The 15,741-nt window shown below is 73.3% G+C and carries 11 protein-coding genes and 1 riboswitch; of the genes, 5 read left to right on the forward strand and 6 right to left on the reverse strand.

Annotation, left to right across the window (positions count from 1 at the left end):
* Nucleotides 1-12 precede the first annotated feature (12 nt).
* Nucleotides 13-771, reverse strand: coding sequence for a phosphatase PAP2 family protein (locus KLP28_16570; GenBank protein ID QWC85112.1), 759 nt, complete (start codon nt 769-771; stop codon nt 13-15).
* Nucleotides 772-870: 99 nt separating this feature from the next.
* Here KLP28_16570 and KLP28_16575 point away from each other — a divergent pair, with 99 nt between their 5' ends.
* The 5 genes from KLP28_16575 to KLP28_16595 all read left to right on the forward strand — a co-directional run bounded on the left by KLP28_16575 (nt 871) and on the right by KLP28_16595 (nt 9,253).
* Nucleotides 871-1,803: a formate dehydrogenase accessory sulfurtransferase FdhD gene (locus KLP28_16575; GenBank protein QWC87056.1), complete on the forward strand. Its 933-nt coding sequence runs from the start codon at nt 871-873 to the stop codon at nt 1,801-1,803.
* 214 nt (nt 1,804-2,017) lie between these two features.
* Nucleotides 2,018-3,199, forward strand: a complete 1,182-nt coding sequence (locus KLP28_16580) for an exonuclease SbcCD subunit D (GenBank protein QWC85113.1) — start codon at nt 2,018-2,020, stop codon at nt 3,197-3,199.
* The gene (locus tag KLP28_16585; protein ID QWC85114.1) at nt 3,199-6,306 is read left to right on the forward strand and encodes an SMC family ATPase; all 3,108 of its coding nucleotides are present in this window, start codon (nt 3,199-3,201) and stop codon (nt 6,304-6,306) included. The genes KLP28_16580 and KLP28_16585 overlap by 1 nt, the downstream gene beginning before the upstream one ends.
* A gap of 29 nt (nt 6,307-6,335) precedes the next feature.
* On the forward strand, nt 6,336-7,856 hold the full coding sequence (locus KLP28_16590; GenBank protein QWC85115.1) for a TldD/PmbA family protein: 1,521 nt from the start codon (nt 6,336-6,338) through the stop codon (nt 7,854-7,856).
* Entirely contained in the window at nt 7,853-9,253 is a 1,401-nt protein-coding gene (locus KLP28_16595) for a TldD/PmbA family protein (protein QWC85116.1), read from the forward strand. The genes KLP28_16590 and KLP28_16595 overlap by 4 nt, the downstream gene beginning before the upstream one ends.
* A gap of 54 nt (nt 9,254-9,307) precedes the next feature.
* On the opposite strand, the gene KLP28_16600 is transcribed toward KLP28_16595, so the two are convergent.
* From KLP28_16600 to KLP28_16620, 5 genes are all read right to left on the reverse strand, one after another.
* Nucleotides 9,308-9,781, reverse strand: coding sequence for an SRPBCC family protein (locus tag KLP28_16600; protein ID QWC85117.1), 474 nt, complete (start codon nt 9,779-9,781; stop codon nt 9,308-9,310).
* A gap of 9 nt (nt 9,782-9,790) precedes the next feature.
* Nucleotides 9,791-11,149: a beta-lactamase family protein gene (locus tag KLP28_16605; GenBank protein QWC87057.1), complete on the reverse strand. Its 1,359-nt coding sequence runs from the start codon at nt 11,147-11,149 to the stop codon at nt 9,791-9,793.
* Nucleotides 11,150-11,218: 69 nt separating this feature from the next.
* Complete coding sequence (gcvP, locus tag KLP28_16610; GenBank protein ID QWC85118.1) at nt 11,219-14,146, reverse strand: aminomethyl-transferring glycine dehydrogenase; 2,928 nt, start codon at nt 14,144-14,146, stop codon at nt 11,219-11,221.
* Nucleotides 14,147-14,231: 85 nt separating this feature from the next.
* A riboswitch (glycine riboswitch) is annotated at nt 14,232-14,327 on the reverse strand.
* Nucleotides 14,328-14,412: 85 nt separating this feature from the next.
* The gene (locus KLP28_16615; GenBank protein QWC87058.1) at nt 14,413-14,979 is read right to left on the reverse strand and encodes a MerR family transcriptional regulator; all 567 of its coding nucleotides are present in this window, start codon (nt 14,977-14,979) and stop codon (nt 14,413-14,415) included.
* Between the two features lie 272 nt (nt 14,980-15,251).
* A complete protein-coding gene (locus KLP28_16620) occupies nt 15,252-15,722 on the reverse strand; it encodes a bifunctional nuclease family protein (protein ID QWC85119.1) in 471 nt (156 codons plus the stop codon).
* Nucleotides 15,723-15,741 lie beyond the last annotated feature (19 nt).

Below are 15,741 nucleotides of genomic sequence, written 5' to 3' on the forward strand. Positions count from 1 at the left end.
CCGGCAGGTCGGCTACGTCGCGGCGACGCGGCGTACGAGCTCGGCGTCGCGCAGGCGGCGTGGCCCCGACGCGGCGAGGTGCAGGTCGATGGTGGCGGTCAGCTCGAGGACGAGGCCGCCGACGAGCAGCCCGGCGACGAGGTCGGCGAACCAGTGCCAGTTCAGCGTCAGGCTGGTGCCGACCATGACCACCGACAGCACCGTGACCGCCAGCGCGAGCGTCCAGACCCGGCCTCGGGGCACTCCGCCGTAGCGCAGCGCGAGGTAGGCCATCAGGCCGTAGACCAGCACGATGTTGGACGTGTGGCCGGACGGGTACGCGCCCAGCCCGCCCTGGAAGAAGTACGGGTCCGCGGTCGCCGGGGCGGCGCGCCCGAGCCCGATCTTGAGGATCAGCACGGTCAGGTTCAGCATGAAGACCGAGACACCGGCCACGATCATCGGCCGCCAGGAGCGGGTGCGGCGTACGCACCACAGCACCACCAGCGCCAGGATCGGCAGGCAGACCGCCCGCTGGCCGATGCGGTCGACCACCTGCAGCACCGGTCGCCACTCCGGTGGGGGCGGCGCCAGGTTGAAGTAGGTGTCGATGCGCACCAACGGGCCCGCGGCCAGGGCGGTGAAGCCCGCCAGCACGAAGCCGAGGAAGACCGCCAGCATGTAGCCGGAGACGATCTCGTGCCGCACGTCGCCCTCGCCGGCCACGTCCAGGCGTTGCAGACCACTCGCGCGGGGCTCCCGGGGAGACCGCGGGGCACGGAGGAGGCTCATCGGCACCCTCCTCGTCTGCGTTCTCGCGCGACCTCCGCCGAGGGTCGTCCTCACCAGGGTTGCACGGCGGGGCCGCTGGCTACAGTCGCCACCGTGGTGATGTCCCGCTCATCGACGCCCGCCGGCGCATCGGCCGGTCGGCCCCCCCTTGCCCCGTCCGGCCGTGTCTCACGCGCGCGACGGCCCGGTCCGTCGACGCGTGTACGTGTGGTGGAGGTGGTCGGCGACCGGGTGAGCCGGCATGAGGACCGGGTGATCGGGGAGGAACCGCTGGAGGTGCGGCTCGCGTGGCCCGGCCGCCCGGCGTTCCGGATGCTCACGACGATGCGTACGCCCGGGCACGACTTCGAGCTCGCAGCCGGTCTGTGCCTGCACGAGGGCATCCTGCTGCCGCAGCTGATCCGCGGCATCGCCTACTGCACCGAGGCCTCCCTGGAGCCCGAGGAGGAGTTCAACGTCGTCACCGTCGACCTTCTCGGCCCGGCGCTGCGCGAGGTGAGGGAGCGCTACGACGGACCCACGGCCGGCAGCGCGGCCTGTGGCGTGTGCGGCACGACGAGCATCGGGGACGCCCTCGCACCGGCTGCCTGCCACGACGACTCGGCCGGCGCGGACTGGTCCGACCTGCGCCTGGACCCGGGCGTGCTCGCCGCGCTGCCGGACCGGTTGCGCGAGGCCCAGTCCCTCTTCGACCGCACGGGCGGCGTGCACGCGGCCGGTCTCTTCGACGCCGACGGCGAGCCCCTCGTGGTGCGCGAGGACGTCGGGCGCCACAACGCCGTCGACAAGGTCTCCGGCGCCCGGATCCTCGCCGGGTCGCCCACGGCGGAGCCGGTGCTGTGCCTGAGCGGGCGGATCGGGTTCGAGCTGGTGCAGAAGGCCGTGGTCGCCGGTGTCGGCGCGGTCGTCGCGGTGGGGGCGCCGACCGGCCTCGCGGTGCGGCTTGCCCAGGAGGCCGGCCTGTGCCTGGTCGGGTTCGCCCGCGACGAGCGCCTGGTCTGCTACGCGAGGAGCGAGAGACTGGAGCTGTAGGGCAGCAGTGTTGTCTGGCTCGCTCCGCTCGCGTGTCGCCGGCCCGTCACCTTCTCGCCGTCCCTGCGCGCGCACGCCACCTCGTACCTCGGCGACGTCCGTGCTCGCTCCTTGCGAGAAGGGACCGGCGGACCTCTTCCTGTGGTCGCTGTCTTCCAGACAACCCGGCGCGCCAACCCACGTTCTGTCGGTGGTGGCTCCTAGCGTCCTCTGCATGCGACTGCTCCACACCTCCGACTGGCACCTGGGCCGCTCCTTCCACCGCGAGGGGCTGCTGCAGGACCAGGCTGCGTACGTGGACCACCTGATCGAGGTGGTGGAGTCCGAGCAGGTCGACCTCGTGGTCGTCTCCGGTGACGTCTTCGACCGCGCGCTGCCCCCGGTCGACGCGGTGGGGCTCGCCGGTGAGGCGTTCGCGCGTCTGGCTGCCTCGCGGGCGACGACGGTGGTCACGAGCGGCAACCACGACTCGGCGCAGCGTCTGGGGTTCAACGCCGGGCTGGCCGCCTCGGCCGGCGTGCACATCCGCACGGTGGCCTCCCGGTGCGACCAGCCGGTGCTGCTGGAGGACACGCACGGCCCGGTGGCGGTGTACGGCATCCCCTACCTCGATCCCGAGGCGCTGCGTGGTCCGTGGGGTCTCGGCGCACGCAGCCACCAGGCGGCGCTCGGGGAGGCGATGACGCGGGTGCGCGCCGACCTGTCGGGTCGGGCACCGGGCACGAGGTCGGTGGTGATGGCCCATGCCTTCGTCTCGGGTGCGGAGCCGAGCGAGTCCGAGCGCGACATCAGCGTCGGTGGGGTGCAGATGGTGCCCACGAGCACCTTCGACGGCGCGCACTACGTCGCGCTGGGGCACCTGCACGGCCGTCACGAGATGTCACCGACGGTCCGTTACTCCGGGTCGCCGGTCGCGTACTCCTTCTCCGAGGCCACGCACCGCAAGGGCTCGTGGCTGGTGGACCTCGACGCCGACGGCACGGCCGCGGTGTCCTTCGTCGACGCCCCCGTACGCCGTCCGCTGCGGCGGCTGCGCGGCGAGATCGACGACCTGCTGGCGGACCCCTCGCTGCGGGAGGCCGAGGAGGCCTGGTGCCACGTCACGCTGACCGACGCGACGCGGCCGCGTGGCGCCATGGAGCGTCTCCGGCGCCGTTTCCCCCACACGCTGGTGCTGGCGTTCGACCCACCGACGCGCGTGGTCACGGGTGTGCCCGCGGCGCGCCTGGGTGCCGGTCGCAGCGACCACGACGTCACCCTCGACTTCCTCGCGGAGGTCCGCGGCAGCGGCGCGGACCCTGCGGAGGCCGCCCTGCTCCGTGAGGCCGTCGAGTCGTGCTGCGGTGGTGAGGCCGACACGCTCGTCGGCGCCGAGGTCGCGGCCGGGGGTGCCTGATGCGGGTGCACCGCCTGGAGATCGAGGCGTTCGGACCGTTCGTGCAGCGGCAGGTCATCGATCTCGACGCCTTGGCCGCGCAGCACCTTTTCCTGCTGCACGGTGAGACCGGCGCCGGCAAGACGACGGTGCTGGACGCGCTCTGCTTCGGGCTGTACGGCGTCGTCCCCGGCGTCCGGCAGGGCGCCGGGCACCTGCGCAGCGACCACGCCCCACCTGACGCGGAACCGCGCGTGGACCTCGAGGTCACGGTGCGAGGGCGCCGGCTGCGCCTGACGCGTACGCCCCGGTGGCAGCGCCCCAAGAAGCGTGGGTCGGGCACGACGACCGCACAGGCGTCGGTGACGCTGCAGGAGTGCGTCGCGGGTCAGTGGGTCCATCTCTCCAGCCGCATCGACGAGACCAACCACCTCCTCGGCGAGCTGACGGGGCTGACCGCGGAGCAGTTCTGCCAGGTGGTGCTGCTGCCCCAGGGCCAGTTCGCCACATTCCTCCGGGCGGGGTCCGACGAGCGGCGGGGACTGCTGCAGAAGATCTTCGCGGCCAGCCGGTTCGCCGACGTCGAGCGGTGGCTCGTCGACCGTCGGCAGCAGACGCGTCGCCGGTCCGAGGTGCACCACCACGGCGCCCGGACGCTGCTCTCGCGCGTCACCGAGTCGGCGGGCGCGGCCGCCCCCGAGCACTGGACCGACGACGACCTGTCGGCCCCGACGGCCTCGGGCGAGCTGACCGACCACGTCGCGGAGGTCGTGGAGTCGGCCGCGCGTACGGCGACCACGTGCGCGCGCCGGGCCACGCACGCCGAGGAGACCCTGCTGGCGGTCCGGGCACGACACGACCGGGCCGTCCGACTCGCCGACCAGGTCGAACGGGCCGAGCGGGCCCGGCGTCGCCTCGACGAGCTGGACGCGCGCGCGGCGCAGCTGCTCGCCCTCGGCGCCCGACGTGACGCGGCGCTGCGCGCGCGCCCGGTGGCACAGGCCGCCCGGGGGCTCGACGCCGCGGTGAGCTCACAGGAGGAGGCCGACGACCTCGTGCTCCGGACCGGCGTCCAGGCCTCGGTCGCGGTGCAGGTGCACGGCGAGCAGCCGTCGCTCTCCACACCGCCCCGCCGCGATCAGGTCGAGGGAGCCCTGCGCCGCCTGGCCGACCGACGCGGCCGGGCCCTCGCCCTCCGTGACGTCAGCCGGGACCGCGAGACCGCGCTGTCCCGGGTCGCAGCCCTCGATGCGGAGATCGAGGGGCTGGAGCAGACCGTCGAGGCGCTCACGGCGGCCAGCGCCTCGGTCCCGGCCGAGCACGGCCGGCTGACCGCCGATCTGGCACGGCTGCGCCCGGTGGCCGACCTGCGCACCGCCCGCGCTCTCGAGCACGACCGTGCGGTGGCACGGTCCGGCGCGGCTCGCGAGCTGGAGCAGCGCGAGACCGAGGTGCGGCACGGCACCGACCGCGTGCAGCAGCTCCGCCAGACCGCCCAGGACCTCCGCGAGGAATACCTGGCGTGCCGCGAGCGTCGCATCGCCGGGATGGCCTCGGAGATCGCGCACCGGCTGGTCGTCGGGCAGGACTGTCCGGTGTGCGGGTCGTGCGACCACCCCTCCCCGGCCTCGAGGGCAGCTGCCGCGGAGACGGCCGAGAGCGAGGAGGTCGCGCGCCGCGCCGCGGAGGACGCCGACCTGGCCCACCAGGTCGCCGAGCAGGAGCTCGTCGCCGTCAGGTCCCACCGCGACGCCGCACGCGCCGCGAGTGACGGCCTCGGTGTCGAAGCGGCCCGCGAAAGGCTGGCCGCAGCCCGTCAGGACCTCGACGAGTCCGAGCACGCGGTGCGCGACCTGAGGGCCCTGGAGTCCTCCCTCGCCGACCTCGAGGCGCGCCGTGCACAGCTCGAGGCCGACCTCGCGACCGCACGGTCGCGGTCGGCGGTCGGCGTCGCCGCCCGCCAGGAGGCGCGGGCGCAGGCGCAGACGGCCGGCTCGAGGCTCGACGCCGCCGCGGCGGAATTCCCCGAGGGCCTCGTCGACGAACCGCACGACGTCGAGGCCTGGGTGCAGGTCTTCGCCCGCCACGAGCGCGACCTGACCGCCCTGCGCGAGGCCCTCCTCGCCCAGGAGACCGCGGCGTCGTTGCACCGGGCCGCGGGCGCGCGGGTCGCGGACTGCCTCGAGGAGTCCGGCTTCGCGTCCCTGGAGGAAGCGCTCGCTGCCACCCTGGACGACGACGCCGTGCAGGCCGCCGCCGAGCAGATCGACCAGGCCGCCCGCGCACGTCACACCGCCGAGTCCGTGCTCGCGGAGATGCCGCCCGAGGTCGGGCACGTGCTGGACGGGCGGGATCCCCGACCCGATCTCGACCGCTCGGGCGAGCACCTCCGCCGTGCCGAGACCACGGCCCGCGATCTCAGCACGGCCCTCGTCGCGGCCGAGCAGCGACGTGAGCGCCTCACCGAGCTCGAGAGCGAGCTGGGTGCGGCCCTGGCGTCGTGGTCGCCGGTGCGCGAGCAGCTGCGGACGGTCACCGAGCTCGCCGCGACCGCGGAGGGCAAGGGACCCGACAACCCGTTGCAGATGCGCCTCTCGGCGTACGTGCTCGCCTCGCGCCTGAGCCAGGTCGTGGCCGCCGCCAACGCGCGGCTCGAGACGATGGCGGAGCAGCGCTACGAGCTCGAGCACACCGCTTTCAAGGGCGCCGGCGACCGGCGCGGTGGCCTGTCGCTGCGCGTCGTCGACTCCTGGACCGGCGAGGCGCGCGACCCGGCGACCCTGTCGGGCGGAGAGACCTTCGTCGTGGCGCTGGCGCTCGCGCTGGGACTCGCCGACGTCGTCACGGCCGAGGCGGGCGGCGCCGAGATCGACACGCTGTTCGTGGACGAGGGGTTCGGGTCGCTGGACCCCCACACCCTGGACCGTGTCATGGACTGTCTCGACGACCTGCGCTCAGGAGGGCGGGCCGTGGGCGTCGTGAGCCACGTGGCGGAGCTGAAGGATCGCATCCCCGACCAGCTGCACGTGGTCAAGACGCCGCGTGGGTCGCAGGTGCGCGCGGTGCACGCCGACCTCGCCGCGGCGGGCGAGCCGACAGCGCTGATCGCGCCGGGCGCGCTCGTCTGAGCGTCGCCCCTGCCCGCTAGGTTCTCCGCATGCCCCACGACATCGATGCGTCCTTCCTCGCGTTGGACTTCGGTCCGCTCGCGGAGTCCGCGCTGGCGGTCGCCGAGCAGGCGGGGGCCGAGCACGCCGACTTCCGGTTCGAGCGCCTGCGGACCCAGGACGTCTCCGCGCGCGACGGTGAGGTGCAGGGCGTCGCGGAGCGCACCGAGGTCGGCTACGCCGTCCGCGTCCTGCTGGACGGCGTGTGGGGCTTCGCCTCCGACGTCGTGCTCACGACCGAGCGTGCCGCGGTGACCGCGCAGCGCGCCCTCGAGGTCGCCCGGGTCGCCGCCGCCATGACCTCGCGACGCGTACGCCTCGCCGCCGAGCCGGTGCACGCCGACCGCACCTGGGTCTCGGCGTACGACATCGACCCCTTCACCGTCGGCCTGGACGAGAAGACCTCGCTGCTGACGGGCTGGACCGAGCGGCTCGTGGCGAGCGACCCGGTCGCCCACGCGGTCGCACACCTCGCCCAGGTGCACGAGAACAAGTTCTACGCCGACCTCGCGGGCACCTCGACCACGCAGCAGCGCGTACGCCTCCTGAGCCAGGTCGAGGTCTTCGGCTCCGACACGGCCCGCGGCGTGGCGGACTCGATGCGCACGGTCGCGCCACCGGTCGGCCGCGGGTGGGAGCACATGTCGGCCCCCGACGCGATGGACCGCTGGGACCGGGAGCTCAGCGCCCTGCCCGGCCTGCTGGGCGACAAGCTCGCCGCTCCCAGCGTCGAGGCGGGCAGCTACGACCTCGTGGTCCACCCCTCGAACCTGTGGCTGACGATCCACGAGTCCATCGGGCACGCGACCGAGCTCGACCGGGCTCTCGGCTACGAGGCGAACTACGCCGGCACCTCCTTCGCCACCCCCGACAAGCTCGGCTCGCTGCGTTACGGCAGTGACCTGATGCACGTGACGGGCGACCGCACGCAACAGCACGGGCTCGCCACGATCGGCTACGACGACGACGGCGTCGAGGGCCAGTCCTGGGACCTCGTGCGTGACGGCGTGCTCGTGGGCTACCAGCTCGACCGCGCCATGGCCCACACCTACGGGGCCGAGCTCAACGAGGGCCGGTCGAACGGCTGCGCGTACGCCGACTCCCCCGGGCACGTCCCGATCCAGCGCATGGCGAACGTCTCGCTCCAGCCGGGCACGGCTGACCTGGGCGTCGAGGACCTGATCGGCGACGTCGAGCGCGGCCTGTACGTGATCGGTGACCGGTCCTGGTCCATCGACATGCAGCGCTACAACTTCCAGTTCACCGGACAGCAGTTCCACCTGATCCGCGACGGCGAGCTCGTCGGCCAGGTCCGTGACGCGGCCTACCAGGCCACGACCACGGACTTCTGGGGATCCATGGACGCGGTGGGGGGACCCTCGACGTACGAGCTCGGCGGGGCCTTCAACTGCGGCAAGGCCCAGCCGGGCCAGGTCGCGGCCGTCAGCCACGGGTGCCCCGTGGCGCGGTTCCGCGACGTGAACGTCCTCAACACCAGCGAGTCGGAGTGAGCCCCGTGAGCAGCACCGAGTCCGCGCCCCGTCCCCAGGACCTCGTCGAGCGCGGCCTCGCCGCCAGCACGGCCTCGGACTGCGTCGTGGTCGTCACCGTGTCGAGCTCGGCGAACCTGCGGTGGGCCAACAACACGTTGACCACGAACGGCGAGATGCAGGGTGTCGAGGTCACGGTCGTCTCCCTCCGGGGTGACCGGTCGGCGTCGGTCAGCGGCTCGGTCGGCACCGTCGCGGAGGTCGAACGGCTCGTGGCGGCCGCGGACGCCGCGAGCGAGACCGCGAGCCGTGCCGAGGACGCTGCGCCGCTGGTGACCGGTGACGCCGCAGCCGAGTGGGACGAGCCGCCGGGTCGCACCTCGGTCGGTGTGTACGCCGAGGTCGCACCCCGCCTCGGTGAGGCGTTCTCGCGCGCGGAGGGCAGCGACCGGGTGCACTACGGCTTCGTGAACCACGAGGTCGACACGACCTACCTGGGGTCCAGCACCGGGCTGCGGCTGCGGCACGAGCAGCCGACCGGGCACTACGGCTTCACCGGCAAGCCGGCGGACCTGACCGCGAGCGCCTGGGTCGGTGGCGCGACCCGCGACTTCACCGACGTCGACCCGCTGGCGGTCGACGACGAGCTCGTCCGCCGCCTGGGCTGGTCGCGCCGCCGGGTCGACCTGTCGGCCGGCCGCTACGACACGGTGCTGCCGCCGACCTCGGTGGCCGACCTCATGATCTACACGTACTGGTCGATGGGCGCGCGGGAGGCCCTCGACGGCCAGACTGCGTTCGGCAGGCCGGGCGGCGGCACCCGGTTGGGTGAGAGCATGGCGCACGACGGCGTCCACCTGTGGTCCGATCCCCGTGCCGCCGGTCTGGGCGCCTCGCCCTTCCACGTCGCGCGTACGTCGGGCAGCTCGGTGAGCGTCTTCGACAACGGTCTGCCGCTCTCGGCGACGGACTGGATCCGCGGCGGGCGGGTCACGTCGCTGCTGCAGTCGCGGCGCACCGCGTCGCTGACCGGGCAGCCGCCCACCCCGGTCATCGACAACCTGGTGCTCGACGTCGCGGGCGGGTCGGGCTCCACCGACGACCTGGTGCGCGGCGTCGACCGCGGGGTGCTGGTGACGTGCCTGTGGTACATCCGCATGGTCGACGACCAGCGACTGCTGCTGACGGGACTGACCCGGGACGGCACCTACCTGGTGGAGGGCGGCGAGGTGGTGGGCATGGCCAACAACTTCCGTTTCAACGAGTCCCCGCTGAGCCTGCTGCGTCGGTTCTCTGAGGCCGGGGAATCGGTGTCCGCCTTCAGCCGCGAGTGGGGCGACGACTACTTCTCGCGGACGCGCATGCCTGCGCTGCGCATCCCCGACTTCGCGATGTCGAGCGTCTCCCAGGCATTGTGACAGGCCTCGTGACAGGCCCTGTGTCAGGCGTTGTGACGGGCGCCGGCGGGCGGCTCAGCGCTCGAGGATGTGCTTGATCGCCTCGAGGGTCCGCGGGATCCCGGCGTGCGCGGCCTGCGTCCGGTCCGCGACCTGGGCGTCGGCGTCCTCGCCGTAGCGCTGCCGGAACATCGCCAGCCCGTCGTCGAGGAAGCGCCAGCTCTCGGTCAACCTCGACCCGTGCCCGTCCGCGTCGATCTCGAAGGCCCAGCGCACGAGCCCGGGCCCGACCTCCCAGGCGAACTCGCGCGGTCGGTCGGCCACGACCACGGTCGACCGCGTCGACCAGGACCGGTCCGCGGTCTCGTTGTGGCCGACGAACACGGCGCCGACCTCTCCGGCGTGCGCGGGGTCCTCCCACTCGCAGCGCACGCACTGCGGTGACCACTCCCCGACGCGGGTCTGGTCGCTGACGAGGTCGTACACCGCGGCCGGTGCGGCGTCGACGTGCACGGAGTCGCTGTGGGTGAGCGGCAGGTCCCTGTTCATGACCGCACGCTAGCCCGGGGGCAGCCCGCCGGGGATGGTGCCCTCGGGCAGCCTCGGGTCGTACGCGCGACGGGTGAACACGAAGGTCGCGGCGTCCAGGTGGCTGACGGACCCGTCCTCGTCACGGCGTACGAGGAGCGTCTCGCCGTGCAGGTAGCCGCCGATGCCCCGCAGCCGGTCGGGCCCGGCCACCTCGAGCACGGAGAACTCGGTGCGGGCCGTGGTGGCGGATCCGGCCCGGTGCAGCAGGGCGCGCGTCCCGTCCCAGGTGAGTTCGAGGGGGCTGGTGCCCCAGTGCCACACGCCGAGCACCTCGCGCAGCCAGTCCGGCGCCGGGGCGGATGGCCGCCACGGCGTCGGCACGTGCGGCTCGTGCTGCTGCAGCGTCGCCAGCAGCCGCGGGGCCACCTGCTCGGTGGCCAGGCCGAGGGTGCCGTTGGCGAGCACGACGGCACCGGTGCGCCGCTCGGGGTCGACGAACAGCGAGGCGAGGAAGCCCGGCATCGACCCGGTGTGCCCGGCGAGCCGGCGACCGTCGGCGTCGAGGAGCCGCAGCCCGAGCCCGTAGCCGCCCGATCCCGTGCCGGCGCCGGTCGAGCTCACCCGGCCACCGGGTGGGGTGCGCATCTCCTGCAGCGACGCCGCACCGAGCACGTCGTCGTGTCCGGCCGCGAGGAAGCCCGCCCAGACAGCGAGGTCGGCGACCGTGGACCAGGCCTGGCCGGCCGGAGCCATGGCCCCGGTGTCGGCGTGCGGCTCGCGCAGCAGGGTGCCCTCCCACGGGTCGACGCTGAAGCCGTCGGCGTGGGGCGGCTGCGGCGCGTACGTCGTGGCGGTCATCCCGAGCGGGCCCAGCAGCTCGTCCCGGACGCAGTCCCACCACGTCGCGTCGCGCTTGCGGGCGACCAGCTCCCCGAGCACGGCGTACGCCAGGTTGCTGTAGTGGTGGGGCCCGCCACGCGGCAGCACCGTCGAGGCCGAACGGTGGGTCTCGACGAGGTCGGACCACGACACGCCGGGGGCGCGCTCCCACCAGGGCCCGCGGGGCTCGGCCGGGAGCCCGCCGGTGTGGTCGAGCAGCCCGCGGACGGTGGTGTCGCCGAACGGACTCTCGCGCAGGTGTCGTCCGACGGCGTCGCCGAGGTCGAGCAGACCGTCGTCCCGCAACCGCATCACGAGCACCGCGGTCATGGTCTTGGTGATCGACCCGATCCGGTAGGCGGTGTCCGGGCCCGCGGCCCACCGGCGCTCGGCGTCGACGTGCAGGCCGTGGCCGCCGTTCCAGACCAGCTGTCCGTGGCGTACGACCCCGGCGGCCACCGACGGCAGCCGTCCGGCGACCTGGGCGTGCGCGATCACCGCATGCAGGTGTCTGCCGGTCGTCGCGGCGACCTGCGGTGCGGCGGGGCGTGGCGGGCTCTCGGTCACACCGCAACCCTAGGTCGTGTGCTGCTCCTCGAAGGCGTCGAGCGGCGGGCAGCTGCACATGAGGTTGCGGTCCCCGTACGCCTGGTCGATGCGCGCCACGGGCGGCCAGTACTTGTCGGGGTCGATGCCGGTCGGGAAGACGCCGACCTCACGCGTGTAGGCCCGGTCCCACTCCCCCACCAGCGCGTGGGCGGTGTGGGGTGCGTGCCGCAGCGGCGAGTCCTCGAGCGGCCAGGAGTCACCGACGGCGTCGATCTCACCCCGGATCGCGATCATGGCGTCGCAGAAGCGGTCGAGCTCGGCGAGGTCCTCGGACTCGGTGGGCTCGACCATGAACGTGCCTGCGACGGGGAAGCTCATCGTCGGCGCGTGGAAGCCGTAGTCGACCAGCCGCTTGGCCACGTCGTCGACGCTCACCCCGGTCTCCTTGGTGATGCCGCGCAGATCGATGATGCACTCGTGGGCGACCAGCCCGTCGCGACCGGTGTAGAGCACCGGGTAGTGCTCGGCGAGCCGCTGGGCGACGTAGTTCGCCGCGAGCACGGCGACCGACGTCGCGCGGGTCAGGCCCTCGCCGCCCATCATCCGCACGTACGCCCAGGAGATCGGCAGGATCCCGGCCGACCCGTACGGTGCCGCGCTGATCGCGCCGATGCCGGTGCGGCCCCGCTCCTCGGGGTGCATGGCGTGGCTGGGCAGGTGCTCGGCGAGGTGGGCGCGCACCGCGACCGGCCCGACGCCGGGACCGCCGCCGCCGTGGGGGATGCAGAAGGTCTTGTGGAGGTTGAGGTGGCTGACGTCCCCACCGAACTCCCCGGGCCTCGCGTGGCCGACCAGCGCGTTGAGGTTGGCACCGTCCACGTAGACCTGACCGCCGTGCTCGTGCACGATCTCGCAGAGCTCGGTGATGCCTTCCTCGTAGACGCCGTGGGTCGAGGGGTAGGTCACCATGATCGCGGCCAGGGTCTCGGCGTGGTCCGCGCACTTGGCGCGCAGGTCCGCCAGGTCGACGGTGCCGTCGTCGGAGGCCTTCACCACGACGACCCGCATCCCGGCGAGCACCGCGGAGGCGGCGTTGGTGCCGTGGGCGGAGGACGGGATCAGGCAGACGTCGCGGCCGGTCTCGCCGCGGGCGCGCTGCCAGCCCCGGATGGCGAGAAGGCCGGCGAGCTCACCCTGGGAACCGGCGTTCGGCTGCAGCGAGACGCTGTCGTAGCCCGTCACCTCGCAGAGCCAGCCCTCGAGGTCTCCGATCAGGCGGAGGTAGCCCGCGGCGTCCTCAGCGGGGGCGAAGGGGTGCAGGTCGGCGAAGCCGGGCAGGCTGACCGGCTCCATCTCGGTGGTCGCGTTCAGCTTCATCGTGCACGAGCCCAGCGGGATCATGCCGCGGTCGAGCGCGTAGTCCCGGCCGGAGAGCCGCGCGAGGTAGCGCAGCATCGAGGTCTCGGAGCGGTACGCCGAGAAGGTCTCGTGGGTCAGGTAGGCCGTGGTGCGCGCCAGCTGCTCGGGGAGGGCGGGCGCGGCGACCTCGCTCGGCACCACGGCGTCCTCGGCGCCGAAGGCGTCGAGCACCGACAGCAGGGTCGCGGCCGTCGCCGACTCCCCGATCGAGATGCCGACACGGTCCACCCCCGCGTGCCGCAGGTGGATCCCGCGCTCGCGCGCCGCAGCCACGACGTCGGACGGGTTGGAGACGGTCACGGTGACCGTGTCGAAGATCGGGGCGTCGTCGACCGTGCAGCCGAGCACGGCGAGCTCGTCTCGCAGCGCGTACGCCTGCCCGCGGATGCGCTCGGCGATCGTCCGCAAGCCGATCGGACCGTGGTAGACGGCGTACATCGCGGCGGTCACGGCGAGCAGCACCTGCGCGGTGCAGATGTTGGAGGTCGCCTTGTCGCGGCGGATGTGCTGCTCGCGGGTCTGCAGGGCGAGGCGGTAGGCGGGCCGGTCCTCGGCGTCCTTGCTGACCCCGACGAGACGGCCGGGCAGGTGCCGCTCGAGGCCGTCGCGGACGGCCATGAAGCCGGCGTGGGGTCCGCCGTAGAAGAGCGGCACGCCGAAGCGCTGGGAGGAGCCGACGACGACGTCGGCTCCCATGGTGCCCGGTGCCTCGAGCAGCGTGAGGGCGAGCAGGTCTGCGGCGACGACGGCGGTCATGCCCCGCTCGTGCGCCTGCTCGATCACGGGACGCGGGTCACGCACGGGCCCGTCGGTGGTCGGGTACTGCACCAGCACCGCGTATGCCGGCTCCTCCCCCAGCCCGGCCCAGCAGTCCCGCACGTCGACCTCGATGCCGAGCGCCTCCGCACGCGTACGCACCACCTCGATCGTCTGGGGCAGGACCCCGGTGTCGACCACGAAGCGGCCCTCTGCCTTGCGGTCCGCGCGCCTGGCCAGCGTCATCGCCTCGGCCGCGGCGGTGCCCTCGTCGAGCAGCGAGGCGTTGGCCGTCGGCAGGCCGGTCAGGTCGCCGACCACGGTCTGGAAGTTCAGCAGCGCCTCGAGGCGTCCCTGGGAGATCTCGGGCTGGTACGGCGTGTACGCGGTGTACCACGCCGGGTCCTCCAGCACGTTGCGTCGGATGACCGCGGGGGTGATCGTCGCGTGGTAGCCCAGGCCGATCATCGCCTCGGCGGGACGGTTCATGGCGGCCAGCTCACGGAGCGCTGCCGCGGTCGCGCGCTCGTCCAGGGGCGCGGGCAGCGCCTCGGAGTGCGCGAGCGAGGTGTCCTGCGCGATCGCCGGCGGCACGGCGGCCTTCATCAGCGAGTCGAGGGAGGGGTGACCCACGGCCTCGAGCATGCGAGCGACCGACGCGGCGTCGGGGCCGATGTGACGCTCGGTGAAGGTGCGCGCCGCGGCGGCCGGGCTGTGGGACAGGTCGCGCGGGTCAGGCACGGTGAGCGGTCGACTGGGCTGCGTACGCGTCACGGTCATTAGGAGGCCTTCCGTCGGGGGACCCCGGCGCACGCCGGGGCGGCCTCCCCTCAGTCGGTCGCGACGCTGCGGCCTCCAGAGCTGCCTGGTCCGCGCGGTCCTGGGTGCCTGAGAGGTTCCGGGAGGAGTTGCCCCGTCGGCGCCGCGCCTGGTGCGACACGGTCTCTCCCGCGCGGGATCACGGGCACGCCCAGGCTAACAAGCGGTGGCGCGTACGCGGAACAGCGACGCGGACGACGGCGCGTGAGCACCCGGTCAGCTGCCGGTCAGCCCGCCGTCCGCGCGCGACGTCGGGCGGAGAGCTCGTCGGTGGGCTCCCCCGCGAGGTCCTCGGTGCGCTCACTCGGCAGCGAGGCGAGATCGCCCTCGATCTCGCGCCAGACACCGCCGATGGCGATGCCGAAGACACCCTGGCCGCCCTGGAGCAGGTCGATGACCTCGTCGTTGCTGGTGCACTCGTAGACCGTGGCGCCGTCGCTCATGAGGGTGACGCGCGTGAGGTCGTCGGTGCCGCGCTCGCGCAGGTGGGCGACCGCGGTACGGATCTGCTGCAGGCTGATGCCCGCATCGAGGAGCCGCTTGATGACCTTGAGGATGAGGATGTCGCGGAAGGAGTAGAGCCGCTGGCTGCCGGACCCCTTCGCACCGCGGACGGTCGGCTCGACCAGCCCGGTGCGCGCCCAGTAGTCGAGCTGGCGGTAGGTGATGCCGGCGGCGTTGCAGGCGGTGGGACCGCGGTAGCCCGTGTCGCTGGGAAGCGGCGAGACGTCGTCGTCGAAGAGCAGACCCTGCTCGTCGGCTGCCGCCGCGGCGGCAGCGGCCTCCTCGCGCACCCTGGCGTCGTCGACGGCCTCGGCGCCGACACCCTCGCGGGGTCCTTCGAAGCTGCTCACCACGGTCCTCCTGGTCTCGCTCCGTCTGGTCGCTCCGTGCCGGGGAAGCAGATCGAGGTCCGCACGGGTGTGCGAGTCACGACAGTGGAGTTACAGCGAAGACATCTCCCTCACCGTAGGTGCGGGGGTGGGGGTGGTCAATCACATCACGAACCCTCGAGGGGCGTGTCGGAACCTGAACCTGAGGTTGAGACTCTTCTGTGACCTGACGGTCAGGAGTCGCTCTCGAAGTCCTCCGGGCTCACCTGGTCGAGGAACTCGCGGAACTTCTCGACCTCCTCCTCCTGCTCCTCCGGCACCGCCAGGCCGACATCGGCGAGCAGGTCCTCGGCGCAGACGATGCGCGAGCCCGTACGCAGCGCGAGAGCGATCGAGTCCGAGGGACGCGCGGAGATCTCGACGCCGCCGTCGAGCACCAGCGTCGCGTAGAAGACACCGTCGACCATCTCGGTGATGCGCACCTCCTCGAGCGTGCGACCGGTGGCCTCGAGCACTCCGCGGAGGAGGTCGTGCGTCAGTGGCCGTGGCGGCACGACACCCTGTTGGGCGAACGCGATGGCCGTCGCCTCGACGGCGCCGATCCAGATCGGCACGTACCGCTCGCCCGAGGTCTCCCGCAGCAGCACCACGGGGCTGTTCGAGGGCATCTCGACCCTCACTCCGACGACTTCGACCTCACGCACACCCTCAGCCTAGCCCCGC

It is taken from the genome of Nocardioidaceae bacterium (genome assembly GCA_018672315.1).
In the GTDB taxonomy this organism is placed as follows: Bacteria; Actinomycetota; Actinomycetes; order Propionibacteriales; family Nocardioidaceae; genus TYQ2.

What these genes read in the sequence shown, in the direction of transcription:
- KLP28_16575 (QWC87056.1), top strand. Translation starts at nt 871, where the DNA reads ATGTCCCGCTCATCGACGCCCGCCGGCGCATCGGCCGGTCGGCCCCCC.
- KLP28_16585 (QWC85114.1), top strand. Translation starts at nt 3,199, where the DNA reads ATGCGGGTGCACCGCCTGGAGATCGAGGCGTTCGGACCGTTCGTGCAG.
- KLP28_16600 (QWC85117.1), bottom strand. Translation starts at nt 9,781, where the DNA reads ATGAACAGGGACCTGCCGCTCACCCACAGCGACTCCGTGCACGTCGAC.
- KLP28_16570 (QWC85112.1), bottom strand. Translation starts at nt 771, where the DNA reads ATGAGCCTCCTCCGTGCCCCGCGGTCTCCCCGGGAGCCCCGCGCGAGT.
- KLP28_16590 (QWC85115.1), top strand. Translation starts at nt 6,336, where the DNA reads ATGCCCCACGACATCGATGCGTCCTTCCTCGCGTTGGACTTCGGTCCG.
- gcvP (QWC85118.1), bottom strand. Translation starts at nt 14,146, where the DNA reads ATGACCGTGACGCGTACGCAGCCCAGTCGACCGCTCACCGTGCCTGAC.
- KLP28_16580 (QWC85113.1), top strand. Translation starts at nt 2,018, where the DNA reads ATGCGACTGCTCCACACCTCCGACTGGCACCTGGGCCGCTCCTTCCAC.